The organism is Rhizobium sp. UGM030330-04 (assembly GCF_003208455.1).
Taxonomy (GTDB): Bacteria; Pseudomonadota; Alphaproteobacteria; order Rhizobiales; family Rhizobiaceae; genus Agrobacterium; species Agrobacterium rhizogenes_A.
In genome coordinates this window covers 1-18,848 of the sequence record NZ_QKML01000002.1, presented here as the reverse complement: position 1 = coordinate 18,848, position 18,848 = coordinate 1, and the positions used below count along the sequence as shown (strand labels likewise).

13 protein-coding genes, 1 tRNA gene and 1 pseudogene are annotated in these 18,848 nt (G+C 59.0%); 9 read left to right on the top strand and 6 right to left on the bottom strand.

What is annotated here, in order from left to right:
- The first annotated feature begins 199 nt into the window (after positions 1 to 199).
- Positions 200 to 1,597 (top strand): MATE family efflux transporter, encoded by a 1,398-nt coding sequence (locus tag N434_RS03025; protein ID WP_065113822.1) that lies wholly within the window; start codon positions 200 to 202, stop codon positions 1,595 to 1,597.
- A gap of 38 nt (positions 1,598 to 1,635) precedes the next feature.
- Here the strand turns inward: N434_RS03025 and carA are convergent, their stop codons facing one another.
- Positions 1,636 to 2,841: a glutamine-hydrolyzing carbamoyl-phosphate synthase small subunit gene (carA, locus tag N434_RS03020; protein WP_110756439.1), complete on the bottom strand. Its 1,206-nt coding sequence runs from the start codon at positions 2,839 to 2,841 to the stop codon at positions 1,636 to 1,638.
- A gap of 335 nt (positions 2,842 to 3,176) precedes the next feature.
- Between carA and N434_RS03015 the strand changes: the two genes are divergently transcribed.
- From N434_RS03015 to N434_RS03000, 4 genes are all read left to right on the top strand, one after another.
- Positions 3,177 to 3,629, top strand: a complete 453-nt coding sequence (locus N434_RS03015) for a GatB/YqeY domain-containing protein (RefSeq protein WP_110756009.1) — start codon at positions 3,177 to 3,179, stop codon at positions 3,627 to 3,629.
- A gap of 381 nt (positions 3,630 to 4,010) precedes the next feature.
- Positions 4,011 to 5,996 carry a DNA primase gene (gene dnaG, locus N434_RS03010; protein WP_110756007.1) on the top strand — a complete coding sequence of 662 codons (1,986 nt, stop codon included), beginning with the start codon at positions 4,011 to 4,013 and terminating at the stop codon, positions 5,994 to 5,996.
- A 393-nt stretch (positions 5,997 to 6,389) separates the two neighbouring features.
- Positions 6,390 to 8,444 carry an RNA polymerase sigma factor RpoD gene (rpoD, locus tag N434_RS03005; protein ID WP_110756005.1) on the top strand — a complete coding sequence of 685 codons (2,055 nt, stop codon included), beginning with the start codon at positions 6,390 to 6,392 and terminating at the stop codon, positions 8,442 to 8,444.
- 186 nt (positions 8,445 to 8,630) lie between these two features.
- Complete coding sequence (locus tag N434_RS03000) at positions 8,631 to 9,551, top strand: DUF930 domain-containing protein (RefSeq protein ID WP_181423857.1); 921 nt, start codon at positions 8,631 to 8,633, stop codon at positions 9,549 to 9,551.
- A 122-nt stretch (positions 9,552 to 9,673) separates the two neighbouring features.
- Here the strand turns inward: N434_RS03000 and N434_RS02995 are convergent, their stop codons facing one another.
- Positions 9,674 to 12,226, bottom strand: a complete 2,553-nt coding sequence (locus N434_RS02995; protein WP_110756003.1) for an HWE histidine kinase domain-containing protein — start codon at positions 12,224 to 12,226, stop codon at positions 9,674 to 9,676.
- A 254-nt stretch (positions 12,227 to 12,480) separates the two neighbouring features.
- On the opposite strand from N434_RS02995, the gene N434_RS02990 reads away from it, so the two are divergent.
- Both N434_RS02990 and N434_RS02985 read left to right on the top strand, forming a co-directional pair.
- Complete coding sequence (locus tag N434_RS02990) at positions 12,481 to 12,903, top strand: secondary thiamine-phosphate synthase enzyme YjbQ (RefSeq protein ID WP_110756001.1); 423 nt, start codon at positions 12,481 to 12,483, stop codon at positions 12,901 to 12,903.
- Between the two features lie 149 nt (positions 12,904 to 13,052).
- Positions 13,053 to 13,394 (top strand): hypothetical protein, encoded by a 342-nt coding sequence (locus N434_RS02985; protein ID WP_065113815.1) that lies wholly within the window; start codon positions 13,053 to 13,055, stop codon positions 13,392 to 13,394.
- A gap of 166 nt (positions 13,395 to 13,560) precedes the next feature.
- On the opposite strand, the gene N434_RS02980 is transcribed toward N434_RS02985, so the two are convergent.
- Entirely contained in the window at positions 13,561 to 14,304 is a 744-nt protein-coding gene (locus tag N434_RS02980) for an SIMPL domain-containing protein (RefSeq protein ID WP_065113814.1), read from the bottom strand.
- A gap of 180 nt (positions 14,305 to 14,484) precedes the next feature.
- On the opposite strand from N434_RS02980, the gene N434_RS02975 reads away from it, so the two are divergent.
- Positions 14,485 to 14,560 (top strand) — tRNA-Ile (locus N434_RS02975).
- A gap of 447 nt (positions 14,561 to 15,007) precedes the next feature.
- On the opposite strand, the pseudogene N434_RS02970 reads toward N434_RS02975, so the two are convergent.
- A pseudogene (locus N434_RS02970) lies at positions 15,008 to 16,561 on the bottom strand (ISL3 family transposase).
- 276 nt (positions 16,562 to 16,837) lie between these two features.
- Between N434_RS02970 and N434_RS02965 the strand changes: the two are divergent.
- The gene (locus N434_RS02965; protein ID WP_181423856.1) at positions 16,838 to 17,401 is read left to right on the top strand and encodes a hypothetical protein; all 564 of its coding nucleotides are present in this window, start codon (positions 16,838 to 16,840) and stop codon (positions 17,399 to 17,401) included.
- A 107-nt stretch (positions 17,402 to 17,508) separates the two neighbouring features.
- On the opposite strand, the gene N434_RS02960 is transcribed toward N434_RS02965, so the two are convergent.
- On the bottom strand, positions 17,509 to 17,775 hold the full coding sequence (locus N434_RS02960; protein WP_110755999.1) for a hypothetical protein: 267 nt from the start codon (positions 17,773 to 17,775) through the stop codon (positions 17,509 to 17,511).
- Positions 17,776 to 17,792: 17 nt separating this feature from the next.
- On the bottom strand, positions 17,793 to 18,848 hold a 1,056-nt coding region (locus N434_RS26065), incomplete at its 5' end, for a hypothetical protein (protein ID WP_286172085.1).

Genomic DNA, 18,848 nt, shown 5'->3' with positions numbered 1-18,848 from the left:
TTAATAAGGTGAAATGGTAAAATTCGGCTAAATTTGTTCAATTCCACGCCGTTTCGCCCGATCCGGAAATGTTTTGCCTGCCTGCGCAAATTTTGATCATTCATGCGCAAAGGTTGCGTGCAGGAAGGGAATATTTTATTCATCACCGGGCTGCCGTTGCGCAATTCGCGGGCAACGGCCAAGGTTCAGGTGAATTACAATGTCTTCGTCGGTTGTTGCAGGAACCGTTCCGTCCGGATCGGGGTCGTGGTTTTCGCATTTCAAGGCTACGCTTGCGCTGGGAATTCCGCTTATCGGCGCGCAGCTCGCGCAGCTTGGCATCCATACCACGGATATGGTCATCGTCGGTCAGCTGGGCGCGGAAAAGCTGGCGGCCATGGTGCTGGCCGGACAGTTCTTCTTTGTCGTTTTCATTTTCGGTTCCGGATTTTCCGTGGCTGTGGTGCCGATGGTGGCGCAGGCCTACGGGCAGGGGGATGCGACGTCGGCCCGCCGCTCACTGCGCATGGGCATGTGGGTGGCGATCGCCTATTGGGTGCTCGCCCTGCCGATCTTCTTCAACGCCGAGCGCATTCTCATTTCTCTCGGGCAGAACCCCAATGTGGCGGCGCTGACAGGCCATTATCTCGCCATTGCCAAGTTCGGCCTTTTGCCGGCGTTGCTGTTTTATGTCCTGCGCGGGCTTGTCAGCGCCATCGGGCGCGCCGGCATCATTCTTTATGTCACCATCATCATGCTTGTCATGAACGGTGTGCTTGCCTATGCGCTGGTGTTCGGCCATTTCGGATTGCCGGCAATGGGCATGAATGGCGCTGCCGTCGTTGCCGTCATCGTCAATGCCTTCAGCTTCATCTTCATCGTCGCTTATGTGCAGACGCGGGAGGAAACGAAGAAATATGAGCTGTTCGTGCGTTTCTGGCGGCCCGACTGGCATGCGCTCTTTGAAGTGCTGCGCCTTGGCCTGCCGATCAGCATCACCATTCTCGCCGAAGTGACGCTGTTTGCCGCCGCCTCGATCCTGATGGGGCAGATCGGCACCGTGCAGCTTGCGGCGCATGGCATTGCCCTGCAGCTTGCTTCCATCGCCTTCATGATCCCGCTCGGCCTGTCGCAGGCAGCGACGGTGCGCGTGGGCATCGCACGCGGTCAGGGTGATTTCAAAAACCTCATTCGCGCTTCGATCATGATCTACGCCATCGCCTGTGGCATTGCCCTTTGCGGCGGCATCCTGTTTGCGGTCGTTCCGGACTTTCTGGCGAAATGGTTCCTCGATCCAAAATTGCCGGAAGCGGCGGAAGTGCTCGCCTATGCCAGCAGCCTCGTGGTGATCGCCGGCGTCTTCCAGCTGGTGGATGGTATTCAGGCTGTGACGGCAGGGCTGCTGCGCGGACTGAAGGATGCGCGCATTCCAGCAATGCTGGCGCTGATTTCCTATTGGCCGATCGGCCTGGCGCTTGCCTGGACCATGGCCTTTCCGCTCGGCTTTGGCGGGCGCGGCGTCTGGTTCGGTTTCGTGATCGGCCTTTCGACGGCCGCGGTTCTGCTGACCGCGCGCTTCGTCCTTCTGGTGAAGCGCGAAATGCAAACGGCCCGCTGAAAGGCGGGCCGCATAATCTTTCCTGATTTTACGAGATATCAGCGCTCGGCGAGCGCTGTCTCACCTTGTCTTTCGCGCAGCAGGTTAACGAAGCGGCGGAAGAGATAGTGGCTGTCCTGTGGGCCGGGCGATGCTTCCGGATGGTGCTGGACGGAGAAGACCGGCTTGCCGACGATGCGCAGGCCGCAATTGGTGCCATCGAACAGCGAGATATGGGTTTCTTCGACGCCCTCGGGCAGCGATTTGGTATCGACGGCAAAACCATGGTTCATGGAGACGATTTCCACCTTTCCGGTCGTGAAGTCCTTGACCGGATGGTTGGCGCCGTGGTGGCCCTGATGCATCTTTTCGGTCTTTGCGCCAACGGCGAGACCGAGCATCTGGTGGCCGAGGCAGATGCCGAAGATCGGCAGCTCGCTCTTGATGAGGTTCTGGATGACCGGTACGGCATATTCGCCGGTCGCGGCCGGGTCTCCCGGGCCGTTGGACAGGAACACGCCATCCGGCTTCAGCGCCAGGATATCTTCGGCCGACGTCTGGGCCGGAACCACCGTCACCTTGCAATCCAGACCCGCGAAGAGGCGCAGGATGTTGCGCTTGACGCCGAAATCGACGCAGACGACGTGGTACTTGGCATCGGCTTCGCCGAGCGTGCCGTAACCCTTGTTCCAGACCCACGGCGTTTCAGCCCAGGTGGAGGACTGGCCGGAGGTGGCTTCGATGGCGAGGTCGAGGCCGACGAGGCCGCTCCAGGCCTTGGCTTCCGCCTTCAGCGCCTCGATGTCGAAGACGCCGTTCGGATCATGGGCGATCACCGCGTTCGGTGCGCCGTTTTCGCGGATCCATGCCGTCAGCGCGCGGGTGTCGATGCCGCAGAGACCGACGACGCCGCGGGCCTTCAGCCAGGCATCCAGATGCTTGGCGGCGCGGAAGTTCGAGGGATCGGTGATATCGGCCTTGAAGATGACGCCGACGGCGCCGCGGCGGGCGGCGGGTGTCAGGTCTTCGATGTCTTCCTCATTGGTGCCGACATTGCCGATATGCGGGAAGGTGAAGGTGACGATCTGGCCGAGATAGGATGGGTCGGTGAGAATTTCCTCGTAACCCGTCAGTGCCGTGTTGAAACAGACTTCGGCCTGAACCTTGCCGGTTGCGCCAATGCCCGTTCCTTCAATGACCGTGCCATCGGCAAGAACAAGCATTGCGGTCGGTTTGCGGGTAGTCCAGGGCGCTGTCTCGGTCATCTCGTTCCGTTTCTGCCGCTTCGCACCCCGCCTCTTGAAAGGCAGGGGGTAAGGGGCCATTTTTGTCGCAGGCTTCGTGACATAAAGGGGCGCGCGATAAAGCTCGCGTTCCGACCCTTCGTTAAAATCTCGTGCAGGTGCCGGAAAATAACGAAAGCAGCCCAAGCGGTCAACCGCACGGCCAAGATTTACGCGGAATTAAACCACCGTATTTTCAAGGTCTTATGCATTTGATTTGCTTGAATGTGTCTGCTCGTTTATGTCGTTTCGCAAAATGAGGTGGAAAGTTTCCGTATCAGGACGCTGCGGAAAGCGCTTTCCCAAGGAGAAGAAAAATGATGCGCGACACGTTCGCAAACGCTTTGAAGGACGCATTGAAGGCTCGTGATGCACGCCGCACCTCGACCGTGCGTCTCATCCAGACAGCCATCAAGGATCGCGATATCGCCAATCGCGGCGTGGGCAAGGACCCCGTCAGCGATGAGGATATCATGCAGATCCTGACGAAGATGGTAAAGCAGCGGGAAGAATCCGCCAGCATCTATGAAGGTGCCGGCCGTCCCGAGCTTGCCGCGCAGGAGCGCGAGGAAATCGTCATCATCAAGGAATTCATGCCGGAAGAAATCCCGGCCGAGAAGGTGCGCGAACTCTGCCAGGCCGTCATCACTGAAACCGGCGCCTCCGGCCTGCGTGACATGGGCAAGTGCATGAACACGCTGAAGGAGCGTTATCCCGGCCAGATCGATTTCGCCAAGGCCTCCGGCGTCGTCAAGGATTTGCTGAAGTAGGTTCGAGCATCCTTAAAAAAGTAAAGGCAGGGCAGATGTGGGCTGCCCTGCCTTTTTTCTGCCGACGATAACGCATTCCGGCGGATCAAAATGCGATCCTTCACAGGCTTTTTTCGGGGGACGTGCCTGCGGGCGTCGGCAGATTATACGGAGGTCAATTGCTGCCTTCGTTTATGTTTTTACATCGCCGCTGCGGCCGGCTCAAATTACAAAAACATAATTTTCGGTGATGCTGCGGTGCCATAAATTTGCCCGAAGCGGGCGCAATGGCGATGTGATTTCGCCGTCGTGGCCTGTGAATATCGGGTATTCCTGTTCTTTAAGTTTTGTGCTGGCCTCTTTCCGCGCTTATATGAAAGACTGGCCTCGAATAGGTAACCCATGCGCTTTTCCAATTCTTTCCTTGATGAGATACGCGACCGCGTGCACATCTCCGATGTGATCGGTCGACGTGTGTCCTGGGACAAGAAGAAGACCAACACGTCGCGCGGGGATTATTGGGCCTGCTGCCCGTTCCATGGCGAAAAAAGCCCGAGCTTCCACTGCGAGGACCGCAAGGGGCGGTATCATTGTTTCGGTTGCGGTGTTTCCGGCGATCACTTCCGCTTTCTGACCGAGCTTGAGGGCCTGAGTTTTCCGGAAGCCGTGCAGCAGATCGCCGATATGGCCGGCATTTCCATGCCCCAGCCGGATCCGCAGGCGGAGAAGCGCGAGCGGGAGAGGACTTCGCTTCAGGACGTCATGGAAATGGCGACGCTGTTCTTTCAGGATCAGTTGCAGACGGCGCTCGGTGCGCGGGCGCGGGCTTACCTGCGCGATCGCGGGCTGACCGGGCGCACCATCGAGACCTTCCGGCTGGGTTATGCGCCTGACAGCCGCAACGCGCTGAAGGAACATTTGGCGAGCAAGGGTGTGTCCAAGGAGCAGATGGAAGCCTGCGGGCTGGTGGTGCATGAAAACGTGCCCGTCTCCTACGACCGCTTCCGCGACCGCATCATGTTCCCGATCCTGTCTTCGCGGGAAAAGGTGATCGCTTTCGGCGGCCGCGCCATGGCGGCGGATGCAGTGGCGAAATATCTGAACTCCAACGAAACAGAGCTCTTTCACAAGGGCAATGTTCTCTACAATTTCGCCCGCGCCCGGCGCGCCTCGCAGGCGGCCGGCGGTTCGGTCATCGCCGTCGAAGGTTATATGGATGTCATCGCGCTCTATCAGGCGGGTGTGGAAAATGCCGTTGCACCGCTCGGCACGGCGCTGACGGAAAGCCAGCTCGATCTCCTCTGGAAAATGTCGCCGCAGCCGATCCTCTGCTTTGATGGCGACGGTGCCGGCATTCGCGCCGCCAACCGTGCCGCCGATCTTGCCTTGCCGCATATCAAGCCGGATCGCTCCGTCAGCTTCGCGCTCCTGCCCGATGGCAAGGACCCGGACGATCTCGTGCGGCTGGAGGGGCGTGCGCCTTTTGACCGGGTGCTTTCCGAAGCCAAGCCGCTTGCGGCGATGATCTGGAGCCGCGAGACATCGGGCGTCACTTTCGATACGCCGGAAAAACGCGCGCAGCTTGAAAGCCGGCTGCGGCAGATCGTTGCCGTGATCGGTGACGAGGGGGTGCGCCGTTTTTACCAGCAGGATATGCGTGACAGGCTGAACGGCTTTTTCCAGCCGCGTTTTCAGCAGGGTGGGGGCCAGAACGGCAATTTCCGCCGCAGCGGCGCGCAGCCGGCGGGACGCGGCTTCCAGCGCAATGCGCCGGGGCGGGGCGGGGCCATGGCGGCGCCGGCCAGCAGCATTTCCGACCGGCTGGCGCAATCGGGACTTGTCAGGGGTTATCAGACCAAGCCTTCGCTCCGGGAAAGCGTTCTCGCCATCACTATCGTCAACCACCCCGAATTGCTGCTTGAGGAATATGACGAGATCGCCGCCATCGATTACGAGAACCGTGATCTGCAGCGTCTGTGGTCGACGGTGCTGACCTATGCGGCGGAAAGTGCAGCGGAGATTTCGCGGGCAGGCCTCATCGAGCGGCTGTCGCAACAGGGATTCGAGGCACTTTTGAAGGCCATGGACCAGCAGGTGCGCAATGCCCGTTTGTGGACCGCGACGGAGCAGGCGGCGATGGAGGATGCGCGTGAGGGTTACGTGCAGGCTCTTTCGTTGCACAAGAGAACGAAATCCCTGCTCTGGCAGAAACGCGAACTGGAGCGGGAAATCGCCGAGGCGACGGATGACGAACGCGGCACGCTTCTGGTGCGGGCATTGGCCGAAGTGCAGCTGGAAATCGGCCGGATGGAAAATCAGGAGGCAATCATCGACGGTTTCGGGGTCATGTCCGGCCGGGTGAAGGGGCCGGCCTTTGGTCATGGCTGAGGATGGTCGGCAGAATTGAAAGGTGTCTGGGGTTGCCTTTTGCGGCAGGCGTCCTAAATAGGGGATAGTCTGGTGATAACCCGCAAATTGCGGCTCTTTTTAAGAATTTCCTTGGCTGTCTCGCCCTCAAAGGCTTGACGGGAGGGGAAATAGCGGGAATCACCATTTCAGGAAAAGTAAGGTGGAATGAGCCTTGGCGGATAGAAATTGCATGAGCAAGCATTTCCGGGTGCACTGTCTTTGCATTCTGCCTGAGGCTGCCGTGGTTAATCGGCAATTAAAGATCACTCCGTTAGGTGTCTGACAGTGATTCGCGGCAAACCGCTGGATGCTCAAGGGGCGGACGGCGATGCGGCGGAACAGGTGTTAGCGTCAGGGAAAGCGACGAGATAAATGGCAACCAAAGTCAAAGAAAACGAAGAAGCAGAAAACGAACGCGACGGTGCGACGGACGGCCCGCTTCTCGACCTTTCGGATGACGCGGTCAAGAAAATGATCAAGGCCGCCAAGAAGCGCGGCTATGTGACGATGGACGAGCTGAATTCCGTCCTGCCGTCCGAAGAGGTGACCTCCGAGCAGATCGAAGACACGATGGCGATGCTGTCCGATATGGGCATCAACGTGATCGAGGACGAGGACGCCGAGGAAGCAGCGGCAAGCGACGACGACAGCGATTCCGACGGTGACGATTCCGAGGGCGGCGAACTTGCCCCTTCCGGCGGCACCGCGCTTGCGACCGCCAAGAAGAAAGAACCGACCGACCGTACCGACGACCCGGTGCGCATGTATCTGCGCGAAATGGGTTCCGTCGAGCTTCTGTCGCGCGAGGGCGAAATCGCCATTGCCAAGCGCATCGAGGCCGGCCGCGAAACGATGATTTCGGGCCTGTGCGAAAGCCCGCTGACGTTCCAGGCGCTGATCATCTGGCGCGACGAACTGAACGAAGGCACGACGCTGCTGCGCGAGATCATCGATCTCGAAACCACCTATTCCGGTCCGGAAGCCAAGGCTGCGCCGCAGTTCCAGAGCCCGGAAAAGATCGAGGCCGACCGCAAGGCCGCCGAAGAAAAGGAAAAGACCCGCAAGCTGCGCGTGCCGACCGGCGACGACGATGTGACCGATGTGGGTGGTGACGGCCTGCCGCCGGAAGAGGAAGAAGAGGACGACGACGAGTCCAATCTTTCGCTTGCCGCGATGGAAGCCGAACTGCGCCCGCAGGTCATGGAAACGCTCGACACCATTGCCGACACCTACAAGAAGCTGCGCAAGCTTCAGGACCAGCAGGTGGAAGCGCGCCTGGCCTGCACGGGCACCCTCTCTTCCGGTCAGGAGCGTCGCTACAAGGAATTGAAGGATCAGCTGATCACGGCCGTCAAGTCGCTGTCGCTGAACCAGAACCGTATCGACAGCCTTGTCGAGCAGCTCTACGACATTTCCAAGCGCCTGATGCAGAATGAAGGCCGCTTGCTGCGTCTTGCCGAATCCTATGGCGTCAAGCGCGACAGCTTCCTTGAGCAGTACCACGGTGCGGAACTCGATCCGAACTGGATGAAGTCGATTGCCAATCTGGCCGCCCGCGGCTGGAAGGAATTCGCCCGCGAAGAAAGCAACACGATCCGGGAAATCCGTCAGGAAATCCAGAACCTCTCCACGGAAACCGGCATTTCCATCGCCGAATTCCGCCGCATCGTTTCCATGGTGCAGAAGGGCGAGCGCGAAGCGCGTATCGCCAAGAAGGAGATGGTCGAGGCCAACCTGCGTCTGGTGATCTCGATTGCGAAGAAATACACCAACCGTGGTCTGCAGTTCCTCGATCTCATTCAGGAAGGCAATATCGGCCTGATGAAGGCGGTGGATAAGTTCGAATATCGCCGTGGTTACAAGTTCTCGACCTATGCGACATGGTGGATCAGGCAGGCGATCACCCGTTCGATCGCCGACCAGGCCCGCACGATCCGTATTCCGGTGCATATGATCGAAACGATCAACAAGATCGTCCGCACCTCGCGCCAGATGCTGCACGAGATTGGCCGCGAGCCGACCCCGGAAGAGCTGGCCGAGAAGCTCGCTATGCCGCTGGAAAAGGTGCGCAAGGTTCTGAAGATCGCCAAGGAGCCGATCTCGCTCGAAACCCCCGTGGGTGACGAAGAGGATTCGCATCTCGGTGACTTCATCGAGGACAAGAACGCGCTGCTGCCGATCGACGCCGCCATTCAGGCGAACCTGCGCGAGACGACGACCCGCGTTCTGGCGTCGCTGACGCCGCGTGAAGAGCGCGTTCTGCGCATGCGTTTCGGCATTGGCATGAACACGGACCATACGCTGGAAGAAGTCGGCCAGCAGTTCTCGGTCACGCGCGAACGTATTCGTCAGATCGAAGCGAAGGCGCTGCGCAAGCTGAAGCATCCCAGCCGCTCGAGAAAACTCCGCAGTTTCCTCGACAGCTAAGCTTCCGCTTCCTTTAAAATTGAACCCGGTCAGTTCGCTCTGGCCGGGTTTTTTGTTTCCCGCACTGGCGAACTCTGCGACAAGCCTTATGTGTGAAAACAAAGCATTCCGCTTTTTCGGGAAATGCTCAGGTTCGATGAGATGCAACAGGTTTCGGCAAACGGATGGCGGTGGAAGGGATGGGCTGTGCCCGTCTCCGTGCTGTTGCATCTTGCCGTCGTTGCGCTTTTCTTGTTCGAGCTGCCCGCGACGATAGCCGAACCGCAGGAACCGGAAAGCATCAGCGTCGATCTGGTGCCGCCGCCCGAAGAGAAAAAGGCGGAAGAAGCAAAGCCGCCCGCTGCGGAGGAAGCGAAAAAGGAAGAACCGCAACCTTCGCCACCACCACCCACCCCGCCGGTGGAGGAAGCCAAACCGACACCGCAGCCGCAGGCGACGCTGCCGGCCATTGCCATGCGGCCGGAAGAGGCCCAGGCGGATGCAGTGGACAAGGCGGGGAAGACGGAGGAGGCGGAAAAGACCGAACCTTCCGAGGAACCGGCAAGCCCGCCTGAAGAGACGGTTGAGGACAAGCCCGCCCCTTCCGCCGCCAACAGTGATCTTCAGGCTTCCGCCGAGCAGGGGGAAATCGCGGTTTCACCGGCCAAGGAGGAGGCTGAACCGGAACAGGCGCCCGTGCCGCAGGCAAAACCTGCCGAGGAAAAGCCTACCGAAGTGGCGGAAGAGAAACCCGTCAAACTTCCGGCGGCCAAACACCTGTTGTCTTCGTCCATGCTCTCTCCGGCTCAGAGGCGCCAGATGTTCGGCGACCTGCCGCCCCGCCGCCGCATCGTGCAGCTTTGCAGCACGGAAGCTCTGGCCCAAATTCAGGGTGCGGGCTTTGCCGCCAGGGGCATGATTCCCTATTCGGATACGGGAGGCAGGATTTCCGGGAACTCGATTGACGCTTCCGGCGGTGCGTTCAATACGGGTGACGGTTGGCATGACGTCTCGTTCCAGTGCGAAGTTGACCTGGAAAACTACGCCGTGACGGAATTCCGCTTCAAGATCGGGAACGTCGTCAGTCCGGGAGAGGCCAAAAAGCGGGGCTTTACGAGGTTTCAGTAAGGGCGGGGCTTCTCAATTTGCGGCAGGCCGCCGGTGAAGGCTGCCTGCATCGCGCTTGATCCGAGAAGATGGGTGGTGCGAGGGAGTATTAAACCCTGCCGCAATTCCTGAACTCCTGCTGCCTATACCCGCTCGGCATCACCCACCAAAATCCCAATCCCGGCCATCAGCGCATCTTCATCATAGGGCTTCCTGATCACCGGCACGTCGCCGAATTCATTTGGCACCATGCTGCCATCCGCATAACCGGTGGCGAAGAGGAAGGGGATGCCGCGGCGGTGGAGTTCACGGGCGACGGGGATCGAGGTGTCGGAGCCGAGATTGATATCGAGAATGGCGACGTCAGGCACATAGGTCTTCAATTTTTCAATGGCCATTGCCGACGAGGTTGCCGTTTCGATTGCCTTGATGCCGTTGTCTTCCAGCATGTTCTCGACATCCATGGCGATCAGCATCTGGTCTTCGACGAGTAATACTTTCAACGGCTCCTCCCGGTTATAGCGTCTGGGCTGCGGCGCGGTTTCATCTTCGGTTTGCGTGTCGGCGACTGCTGTGGCTGAGGAAACGTGGCGGGAGGGCAGAAGAATTTCCGCCTCCAGCCCGTCAGGCAAATAGCGTATCGTGCTGCGTCCGCCGAGATCGTATGGGATGCTGCGGCTGATGAGCGCGGTGCCGAAGCCCGCGCGCGATGGCGGGGGCAGTTTGGTGGGCAGAATTTCGCGCCACTCAATCTCGCAATCGCGGTTCTCGTTGATGGTCCAGCGCACATGCAATTGCCCGCCATTTTGCGAAAGCGCGCCGTATTTGGCGGCGTTCGTCGCCAGTTCATGCAGAACAAGAGCCATGACGGAGAAAGCGCGCGAATCGAGCGTCACCTGCGGGCCGGTCAGTTTCACAACCGTTTCCGGCGAGCGATGCGGCGACAGCTCGGCATCCAGAAGATCGCGAAGCGCACCGCCGCCTTCACCGCGAATGATCTGGTCATGGGCAAAGGACAATGCCTGAATACGGCCTTTCAGTGCGGTGACATATTCCTGCAGGGTCTTGCCCTCCTGCGAGGGATTGCCGACCAGCGATTTGATGATGGCCAGAACATTCTTGACGCGGTGGTTGAGTTCCTCGTTCAGCATGCGCTGGCGCACTTCCGCGCGTTCCCTTTCACCCGCCATCAGCTCGCTGTGATGGAAAGCGACCTCCACGAGCGCGATTCTGGCCGCTTCGGCAATTTCCCGGTCGGCTTCCGACCAGGGCTGCGCCTGCTGGCGGACGGTTTCCTTCCAGATCGCAAAGCTCTTTCGCGGGGTGAGGCGGTCGCCCAGCGGACCGACCTCATAGGATTTTTCCGGATTGCCGGCCCAGTTCAGATTCTGCACGATCTCCCGGCGGAAAAACAGCAAATAGTCGTTCTTGACCTGGGAGAGGGGAATGGCGAGCATTCCGGCTGCGGTGCCAGCATAAATTTCCGCTTCCGGTATCGCCTGCGAAAGGGCATGGGTGGCCCAGACCTTTCCTTCCGAAGCCGAGGCGACGAAACGCGCCAGCCTTGGAATGGCGTCATGCGGCGGCGTTGCCCCATGGCCGTGCCAATTGTCTCCGACCCAGAGCCCGACGCCATCGCAGGGCATGAGATCGGAGAAGTCCTGGAAGCTGTCGATCAGCAATTCTTCGATGTTGGCGTGATGGGCGGCAAGCCGCAGAAAGCGGTCGAGTGCGGCATGGGCCTGGTTGACGGTGTCGAGCCGGCGTTTCTGCTTGAGAACCTGCAAATGCATGGAGAAAAACTCTCCGAACATTTCGGCGGCGATCCTGACCGGCATGGTCAGGATGCGCGGTGAATAGTGGTGACAGGCGATCAGCCCCCACAGGGCGCCATCGACAATCACTGAAATCGACATCGAAGCGGCAACCCCCATGTTGCGAAGATATTCGCAATGGATGGGCGAGACGCTGCGCAGATGCGCGAAGGACAGATCGAGGGGTTCTCCGGAAGCGTCGAGGGCGGGCAGCACGGGAACACGCGCGCCGCTGGCATCGGAGATGATGCGCAGCGTATTCCTGAGATAAAGCGCGCGGGCCTGCTGGGGAATGTCGCTGGCCGGGAAATATTGCCCGAGAAAACTCTCCAGCTCCGGCTGCTTTGCTTCCGACACGACCTTGCCTGCACCGTCATCCTCGAAACGGTAGATCATCACCCGGTCGTATCCCAAGGTCGCCTTTATCAGCCGGGTCGTCCTTGAAATCAGGCTTTCGACGCTGTCCGCCTCGCGGATGCGGTCCACCATCTTGCGCGCGGTACCCAGCGGTTGCGTTTCGCTTCGCGACGGCTCGAATTCGATGATCGTGGTGGATTTGTAGCGGTGGAGCGAAATATCGACTTTGCGGCCATCGCTCGTTTCCATGCCCGGCAGCATGGCCGGACGTGTGGTTCGCCCGGTCACGGTCAGCGCATTGCGAAGCTCGTGGACCAGATCCTTGCCGAGCACATCCTCGGCAGTCCTGCCGTTGATATCGCCCTCCATGCCCAACAGGTCGCGGCAGTTTTGCGAATGCCTGAGAACCATGCGCATGGCATTATCGCAGGCGATGAGACAGCCGTGCGGTTGAATATAACCTGGAATGTGAATGGGTTCGCGATCGCAATTGGTCAGGTCGACGTTGTCGTCAATGGATGCCATGAATTAGTCTTTCGCACCCTGTGCCTGTCTTGCGCTGAAAATATTCTCTTTGTGAGGGAATGGGAAAACCTGAATAATTCATTCTGAGATTGCCAATCCTTCCCCGTTTTTTGCAACCGGGACGCCGGTTTTCCGTTTCAATATTACGGGCCGTCGTCACGTTATTGTCTTGTCTCTATCGCCATCGGATAGAATTTGACACGGTGTAACGATTGTTGCGCCGATTTTGTTCCGGATTATCTGAAAGAAAAACTGTGCCACAGAAAAAGATAACCATCGCCACCCACGGGCAGGGGCTTTACGAATTCACATCCGAAGCCACGGGCTTCGTGAGGCAGGCGGGCGTGGAGGAAGGTCTGTTGACTGTCTTCGTCCGTCACACATCCTGTTCCCTGCTTATCCAGGAAAATGCCGATCCGGATGTGCGGCGCGATCTCATGACGTTTTTCTCCCGCCTCGTGCCGCCCTCCGACGACGTCGCGATGCGCTGGGTCACCCACACGCTGGAAGGCCCCGACGATATGCCCGCCCATATCAAGTCGGCGCTGACGACGGTTTCGATCGGCGTGCCGATCGGCCAAGGCAGGCTTGCGCTTGGCACGTGGCAGGGGCTTTATCTTTTCGAACATCGCGACCGGCCGCATCGCCGTGAAATCGTGCTGCATATTTCGGCCTGATCTTTCGTCAGGCAGGGAGTGTTTTCCCGTTAATATCCATGAACCTCGGCTGAACATGTGGTTCGGTCGGTGTTCAGGCGGGCGGGGATAGGGTCTCGTCAATCGCCGGGGACATTCCCTGCCGGCGAAGAAACAAACGGAGTGAGTTCATGTTCAACACCTTCGCAAAAGCCGGTCTGGCCGCCCTCATCGCTCTCGGCGGAATTTCCGCCACCGCTGTCACTGCCTCCGCCGGTTCGGATGTTCAGTTCAGGGTTCAGGTTCAGGATGGATACGGCCATGACAGGGGCCGCGGCTGGGGACGCCCGGATCGCCCGCGTTTTGGCTGCTCGCCGCGATTTGCGGAAGAAAAGGCAAGCCGTATGGGTCTTCGCCGTGCCCGCGTGGTTGATGTGTCGCCGCGCCGCGTCGTGGTCGCCGGTTTTGACCGTCGCGGTCGCGACCGCATCGTCTTCGCCAATGAGCGCGGCTGCCCTGTAATCCGCCGCTAAAGCGGACAATATTCGGTCCGGTGACATCCCCGTCCGCCGGATGGATAAAAATGCCCCTCGCTTGTCCCGCAAAGGCAGGCGAGGGGCATTTCATTTTGCATGGATGCCGATGGCGGAAAACCCCGGATGAGGTGAAGGCGGCACCGAGGTGCCGCCCCCGCCGGTCTTACTGATCGAGCGCGAAGGTGACGTTGACCACGACGCTGTAGCTGTTCTCACCCGAAGCGATCGGAACGCTGTCGGCTTCCTTCATCATCGAGGCGCGCATCATGCCCTGCGGCACCGGCATCGGGCGCTGCATGTTTTCGCTGATCTGGATGACGCGGCCGAGTTTTACGCCGGCTGCTTCCGTAAGCGTCTTCGCCTTGGCAAGAGCATCGGCGACAGCCTGCTTGCGGGCTTCGGTCACCGTGGCTTCCGGCTTGTCATTGGTGAAGGTGATATCGCCACCCTGATTGATGCCGAGCTTGACGGAGGTGTCGAGGATGGTGCCGAGCTTCTTCAGGTCGCGCACCCGCACGGTCAGGCCGTTGGAAACCTGATAGCCGGTGATCTCGGGGGCGACATAGACACCGTCCTTGGGTTCATAATGCTTGTAGAGCGGCTGCACCGAGAAGTTGCTGGTCTGCAGATCGCGGTCTTCGATGGCCGCCTCCTTCAGCGCTTTGAGAACATCGGCGAGTGCCTTGGAGTTTTCCGTAAGCGCCGCAGCCGCCGTCTCCGCCTGTTTGACGACGCTGAACGACAGGATCGCCATGTCAGGGGCGATGGCCGCCTGGCCTTCACCGGAAACACTGATGGTGGCTTCGCGCGGGGTAGCCTCCTGCGCAGACACCTGGGCGGCAAGCGGCATCATGGCTGCTGCGGTCATTGCGGTGAGTGCGAAGAGGCGGGCCGTTTTTGTCTTCATGGTGTTTCCTCGTTGATTGTGTCCCTTTGGAGGGTATTGCCTTAGATTGTGTAGCTAATACGGCGGCGGCGCCTTGCGAAAGCATCAATGGCTTGTCGGGCTCAAAAAATTACGTTAGAGCGTGACCCACCGGATTCGAACCATTGCGAAGCCGGTGTTTCGGATCACCTGTTCCGATAAGGGCCTGTAGCTCAATGGTTAGAGCCGGCGGCTCATAACCGCTTGGTTGGGAGTTCGAGTCTCTCCAGGCCCACCATTTTTGTTGTAGCCCGCCATCAACGTCTGAACTCGCCGCCATCGACGGCTGAACTCTTTGGGCAAAAAAGACCGCCCCGGCCAGGCCAGAGGCGGTTGAAGTTGCGAACGGCGCTGTCCCTTTTTTAGAGAAAATCCGCCACATCACACACTTGTGATCTGATCGAAAAAATGCGCAGTGATGCCTCCTCAAGTGCTTGAAAGATCATTCGAAATGTGCCTGCCCGCGTAGCGTTGTTGCCCGGGCGCGAGTACTTCTCTCTCTCTCTCTCTCTCTCGACGTCTTCAATAGTTTTTGCCGAGCGTGAGGGCGTAATTCCGGAAATCCAAGACGCCATAGCCGAGCACGAGTTCTTCGATTTCTCCCGCTGTGCTTCAGCATGGAATAAGGACCCTGTTAACGGGGTGATCGGCGTCCAAACGGGGGGCTGGCGCAATCTCGATGACATCAGGGCGCTCCGACAATACGTGCCTCGAGCAGATCCAGCTTCCCGCGCCCGTACATTTGCCGCTTGATGAGTTTAAGCTTGGTGACCTGTCCCTCAGTCTGGCCATTCGACCACATTGAAGTGATTGCGTTCTGGACCGCTGCGCGGTCACGGATGACACCATTGGCGAATGACGCGACCAGACTTCTTGCCGCGCGGTCGATCCAAACCTCCAGATCATATGCAGACTTGCTGCGCAGCATTTTGTGGAAGCTCTCAACGATATTCCTGGCCTCGACAAGGTCTGGCAATCGCTCCTCGATCGCAGCAACCGTCATCGTTTGAGCCTTGGTCAAGTTGCTGCGTTCAAGCGTTATCAGGCGGACGATGGTGCGCACGGCTGGCGCACGGCCGAGTCCGTTCTCGGCCTTTTCGGCACGCCTTCGCCGCGTTGCCCATTCGGTGACAACACGGAGACCACCGCCGAAGCCAGCCAGCCGAAGCTGCCGCCAAAGTTCAGCGCCGTTTCGCAATCCGGCGTCCCATTGCGCTTCAAGCCAAGGCAGATGCGGTTCCAGGGAAGTTTGCCGGACCCGAAAGATGTCGGTCCGCTGACCGCGGACGACACTGCGAACCAGCTTTCGGCTGTGCCCGGTTCTGCGCACGATCTCCTCGATGGATACGCCTTCTTTGACGAGATCACGGATGACGGCGTTTGCCTCTTCACGCCGCAGGTATCCCTCATATTGCAGGCGCTCGGCGGCAGTCAGAAGCTTTGGATTTACAGTTACTGTGCCGATCGCAACGCGGACCTGCCGCATCGACTTGCGAACGGCGTCAAGAAAGGCGTGGCTGGCGTTTTCCAAGAGATGCCAGCGGTCGGCGACCTGTTCGGCATGTGGTAGGGCTTGCGCAGCGGCCTGCGCATACCTGGCGCCGCGGTCTCGTGCGACGATTTCGATCTGCGGCTATTCGACCAGCCAAGCCTTGGCGGTCGAGGGTTCTCGGTCGGGCAACAAGGCGATCGTCTTTCGCCGTTCGAGGTCGCAAATGATCGTGCCATATCGATGATTGCGCCGCCATGCCCAATCATCGATGCCGATAACGCTCGGCGGCGTTGGCGGAGGCCGATCATATCGGCGAACGGTTCGCAGCAGCGTATCATTGCTCACCGGCAATCCTAGACGATCCGCAAAGCGCGCCGCCGGGCGACCACCCAGTGCAAGAGCAAGATGCCGAACGAGGCAGTCCAGACGGGCTGTTCGGCGAGCCATGGGACGGATCACACCGTCACCGAAGCGCTCGGCGAAAATCTTTCGGCGGCAGTGGGCGGCACTACAAACGAAGCGTCGAACGGTCAGGTGCAATTCGATCCTCCGGCCCGCGCACGGCAGATCGGCAATCATCCGAGAGTAGCGACTATGAACACGACGGGAGGCGGTTCCGCAGTGGGGGCATGTGCAATCTTGGGATCGACCGTAGGCGGCGACGATGATTGCGTCGCCGGCATCACGCACCCCATCAACGTTTAATTCGCTAGGGATAAGATCAGAGAGACGGAACTGGGCTCGCATGGCGCTGATTCTCCAACGGAAACAAGGCCAATTGAATCCAGAACATCAGCGACATTGAGTCAGACCCCCGTTACGACGCCGATTGACAGCGCGAGTTGGCCATGAAGCTCGGCTTGGGGCAGGATCGTATTCGCGAGGAGCAGCTTGTGGAATTACTGGAAGAGCGTTTGCGGATGACAGGAAGCCTGTTGCGCCCGGTGTGAACGCCGGGGCATGATCCTCAACTGGCTGCATCCATCCCGCAACGTTTACTTTCGGACGCGGCGGTCTGATCCCATGGACGATGACGAACCGGAGAAGAAAATGAGGAGCGCAGAGCGAGCAAGTCCGCTTCGGTATCTTGAGATATTGACCATTGGCAGCTTCTGCGCTGTATTTTTGAGTTTCGGGGTGGCCACGGCGATGCCGGCGGACATGACGGCGGAGCGTCTTCTCACCATCTGTGAAGCGCCCACCGTGCAGGCCGCGATGATCAAGGGTGACGAACTTGGCTGGCCGCGGCTGACCGATGTGGAAACGCAGGAATGGCGTCGTAGTTTCGTCGCCTACAATGGCGGTTCGGTGGACGTTGTGGGCTGGCGGCAAGAGAAGGCCAGCGGAGCCGAGTTATTGTCATTCTGGGTTACCACTGGTCCAAACGGGCACAAGGCCTGTGCCTATAGAACGCCAAGACCTGCCGGTTTCCTGGATGCCTTGTCGGAGAAGCTTGGTGCACCGGATAATCTCGACAAGAATGACGCGATAGAAAGTACAACGGCCTGGTGGAGACGGCGCGCGGTCGATTATTCCTTCGTTCAGATTGGCTCTTCCGCCGTCATTAATATCAGCTCAAATCGATGAGAGAATAGTGATGCCTGGAGTCATGCCGTTCCCGTACAGGAAACAGGCGTGAGAGTTGTGGCGCGTTTAGAGCTTCATCTGCAGTGTTTTTGCCTGGTCTGATGTGTTCAATCGCGTGTCTGACGCTTGTTCAGGAAGTCTTCGATCTCCTTCGCTTGTTGCTCGCGGGCCTGCTGTTGTTCGGGGGACAATTTCCTGGTCGTATCCTCTTCCAAGGTATCAGAAACTCCGTCTGGCTCCTGTGCTTCAGCCTTGAAGTTGAATCGTACGTCACCGTCGATCGCAAGGGCAGCGATCTTTGCTTCGCATCTCAGGATCGCGCGAACCCCCGCATTGGCAAATGCTTCATTGAGCGCCCCTTCTCCTTTCGACACGATTTTCGGCGTGCCTTTCAGCCTACCGTCTTCGAAGTGTGCTTCGATAACAGCAGGGGCCGTCGCCCCGGCAGGGACCATAAAACAGCTGATGACAGCCTCCTGTAGTCTGCCCTTGTCGCGATCGGAGGGTTCTGCTGCCAGTGTTTGTGGGATAAGGAGTGTAAGAGAATACAACGCGGTGAGTATGCTACGCGAGCTGAGTATTTCGATTTTGTATCGATATCGTTTGCTGTTCGCGGTGCGCATAATTGATCACTCCTGTTCGTCATCTGCTCCTCACCACTCTGCTGGCAAAAAAACGAGCATGTTAAACCCTCATCAACATTGAACGTCTGTGGGTCCAGTAGTTTGTTTATGTGCTCGGAGCTGAACCAGCACGCGATCTTCTCATCATGAATTGCCGTTACGGTTTCCGGGACGCTTCTGTTGATCATGTCGATGATTTCGATCCCTGTCTTGCCCCGCCTGTTGAAATGCATGAGCTTTTTCCGCGCGGGGCTTTCTGCGTCGGAAACTGCGATGGATACCCTGTCCCTGGCATAGCTTTTAACCCGGACCCGCAGTCGCTTCGGGCGAGCCGCATCAAATTGGTCGTTAATGGCTTTGATGCGCGCCTCGATATCAGCATCGCCCATGTGCACCTTGGGCAAAACATCGTCCGCCGGCGCAAGCTCGTCGCCAAATTGCGCGCGCGCAACCTCGGCAGCGTGATGGGCATAGGCGAGATGGGTTACCGGCAGCGCCGTCAACGATTTGTGGCGTCGTGTGATCGCCATTGACTTTGCCGCTTCCTCGCCAAATCTGGCGATGGAGAAGTTCTCCTTCTTCTGGCCTTCACGGGTCGTCAGCGTTGCTTGCCAGACATCACCTTCGGCCGTCTCTACACGTCTGACACCGGAGATGCCGCTTCGGTTGTTCTTGCGCAGAAGCACGGCCTGCTCGTGGTTGGTGGCGGGCGCAATGGCAAGCAGGATGGCGTCGCGATAGGCACGCGCCTGACGGTAGGCGGCATCGCCCGAACCGTAGACACTGTCCTTGAACAGCCTGACGATCCTGTGGCCGCGCCGCCT

Coding starts and splice junctions, on each gene's coding strand:
- N434_RS03025 (WP_065113822.1), top strand. CDS start 200: ATGTCTTCGTCGGTTGTTGCAGGAACCGTTCCGTCCGGATCGGGGTCG.
- carA (WP_110756439.1), bottom strand. CDS start 2,841: ATGACCGAGACAGCGCCCTGGACTACCCGCAAACCGACCGCAATGCTT.
- N434_RS03015 (WP_110756009.1), top strand. CDS start 3,177: ATGATGCGCGACACGTTCGCAAACGCTTTGAAGGACGCATTGAAGGCT.
- dnaG (WP_110756007.1), top strand. CDS start 4,011: ATGCGCTTTTCCAATTCTTTCCTTGATGAGATACGCGACCGCGTGCAC.
- rpoD (WP_110756005.1), top strand. CDS start 6,390: ATGGCAACCAAAGTCAAAGAAAACGAAGAAGCAGAAAACGAACGCGAC.
- N434_RS02995 (WP_110756003.1), bottom strand. CDS start 12,226: ATGGCATCCATTGACGACAACGTCGACCTGACCAATTGCGATCGCGAA.
- N434_RS02985 (WP_065113815.1), top strand. CDS start 13,053: ATGTTCAACACCTTCGCAAAAGCCGGTCTGGCCGCCCTCATCGCTCTC.
- N434_RS02980 (WP_065113814.1), bottom strand. CDS start 14,304: ATGAAGACAAAAACGGCCCGCCTCTTCGCACTCACCGCAATGACCGCA.
- N434_RS02965 (WP_181423856.1), top strand. CDS start 16,838: ATGGACGATGACGAACCGGAGAAGAAAATGAGGAGCGCAGAGCGAGCA.